This window comes from Acetobacter musti, assembly GCF_011516835.1.
GTDB lineage: Bacteria > Pseudomonadota > Alphaproteobacteria > Acetobacterales > Acetobacteraceae > Acetobacter > Acetobacter musti.
Map to the genome: position 1 here is coordinate 1 of NZ_WOTB01000088.1, position 2,163 is coordinate 2,163.

Below are 2,163 nucleotides of genomic sequence, written 5' to 3' on the forward strand. Positions count from 1 at the left end.
GGGGGGGAAGCTGAATGTCGGCTGTCAGGCATGAAAATCTGACCTGACCGAGAGGCAGATTCGCATCATAAACGCGTTACGTCCTGCGTCTGATCCTGACCTGTCAGACAGGGTGTTCAATTATCGTCCTGCCCGGAACGCTCCGTTTTCCAGATATCCCGGTATAGAAAGACAAGGAAAGGGACGGGCCAGAGGAACGGAAAACTACCGTGCAGGGCCAGCCCCGTAGCGGCGGCCATCACGCCTGCCAGAAAAGCCCCCCACGAAAGTAGCGGCAGAAAAATGCTTCCTGCGATAGGGCGAATGTTCCTGTCCGGCGCAATCCATGACGCCATCCATTCCGCAATTCCCGATGCGGCTTTTAACAGGTTTGTCGTCACGACGATCGTGGGCATGGGCGTGCCGGAGAATTTCGCGATCGTTTCGCCCTGCACGGCCAGAAGTGCCGGAAGCACGAGAAATTCGCCCCAGTAGCGTAGGGAGGATCCATGCACGATCTGTGCCAGAACCATGAAGATTGTCATCACCATGACACCATAAGCTGGCGACCATAACAGCCGCATCAGGCCGGACAGGATGGCGGCAAGGAAAAAGACACCCAGCACACCCGCCAGAAGCAGGCCATGGTGCCAGTTGCCGCTGATAAACGAGGCGCCCATATGCGTGGTATTGCCCGTCATCGCGCCTGCAAAGACACCGCCCAGATCGACGAAACTCAGGGCATCCACATAGCCTGCGACAAGCCCGAGAATGAGAACCCGCCGGGCGGAAATCGAGACCGGGAGAAGGGAGGAGGGCATTATTGCGACCGGGAAGCGATTGACGGATAGAGCCTGCGGGCGACCCGCTCCATGGTCAGACCCTGCACGATGATGGTGAACACCACGACACCGTAACAGACAGGCAGCAGCAGATCACGCAGGTCTCCGTGCGGCAGGCCAAGCGCCAGAGAAACCGAGATGCCGCCACGCAGGCCGCCCCATGTCAGGATGCCGAGGACACGGCCCCGCTCCCACTGCCGGAGATGAACCGGCAGGGTGGAGAACAGCACACTCAATGCCCGCACGGCAATGGACAGCGGGATCACGGCAAGCGTCGCCAGAACCGTGAACAGATGCGGCGTGATCTCCAGTATTTCAAAGCCGATGAGCATGAACAGCAGGACGTTCAGCACTTCGTCAATCAGCGTCCATGCAATGTCGAGTTCCTTGCGCGATACTTCATCGAAAATGGAATGGCTGTAGCTGGTTCCGAAGCAGAGACCGGCCACGACGACGGCAATCGCACCGGACATCCCCAACTGATTGGCGATGCTGAAGGTTCCGGTCGCCAGAGCCAGCGAGGTCAGCAGATCAATATGCGGGTCACGCTGTCCCTTGAGCACACGAAGAGCAATCCACCCGGTTATCGCTCCAAGAAGACCACCACCGAGCGCTTCGCGGCAGAAGCTCATGGCAATCTCAGAAGCGCCCACCCCTTGACTGTCTCCAGTCGCCAGCCCGATCGTCACACCGAAAATGACGACGCCCACGCCGTCATTGAACAGGCTCTCGCCCGCAAAGACGGCCTGTAGCGGTCCTGGCAGTCCCAGACGTTTCAGCATTCCCACGACCGAAACCGGGTCTGTCGGAGCGAGGATAGCGCCGAGCACGATGCACCATGTAAAGGGAACGGCATGGCCCAGCAGCGGGAAAACACACCACGCCGCGACCGCCAGAAACGCCACGGCCAGAACGGTTCCCAGAATGGAGAGAGCGGTCACAGACATCAGCTTTGCTCGCAGATGCCCGACATCCACCTGCATGGCTCCCGCAAAAAGCAGCAGCGACAGGGCACCGTTCAGAAGTGCCGCAGGCAGATTGATCGCGCCGAGTACAGACCGTGGGAGAGCCTGAAGGTCATAGGCCGGGATCAGAGGGTTCAGGATCATGACCAGAAGCGAGGTCAGCAATGAGAAGACCAGAACGCCGATCGTGACAGGAACACGCAACGTATGGTGGTTGAGAATGCTGAAGCCTGCCGAGAGGGTCAGAAGCAGAGCGATGAGGCTGATGGTATCCATACCTTCACCGCTGGCCGCTCTTGTCCTCTACGTCAAGAAAAACCGAAAATAGTCCGCTATTCGAGAAGCTTAACCGGGCATTGAATGACAAAAATGAGGCG

At 58.6% G+C, this 2,163-nt stretch carries 2 protein-coding genes; both read right to left on the reverse strand.

Annotated features, from left to right (window positions below):
* Nucleotides 1-116: 116 nt before the first annotated feature.
* Nucleotides 117-800 carry a YoaK family protein gene (locus GOB93_RS20750; protein ID WP_173585253.1) on the reverse strand — a complete coding sequence of 228 codons (684 nt, stop codon included), beginning with the start codon at nt 798-800 and terminating at the stop codon, nt 117-119.
* Nucleotides 800-2,062 (reverse strand): cation:proton antiporter, encoded by a 1,263-nt coding sequence (locus tag GOB93_RS20755; RefSeq protein WP_173585254.1) that lies wholly within the window; start codon nt 2,060-2,062, stop codon nt 800-802. Before GOB93_RS20755 ends, GOB93_RS20750 begins: the two co-directional genes overlap by 1 nt.
* Between the last annotated feature and the right edge of the window lie 101 nt (nt 2,063-2,163).

Bases quoted from the DNA above. Each gene is read 5' to 3' on its own strand.
- GOB93_RS20755 (WP_173585254.1), bottom strand. From the start codon at position 2,062: ATGGATACCATCAGCCTCATCGCTCTGCTTCTGACCCTCTCGGCAGGC.
- GOB93_RS20750 (WP_173585253.1), bottom strand. From the start codon at position 800: ATGCCCTCCTCCCTTCTCCCGGTCTCGATTTCCGCCCGGCGGGTTCTC.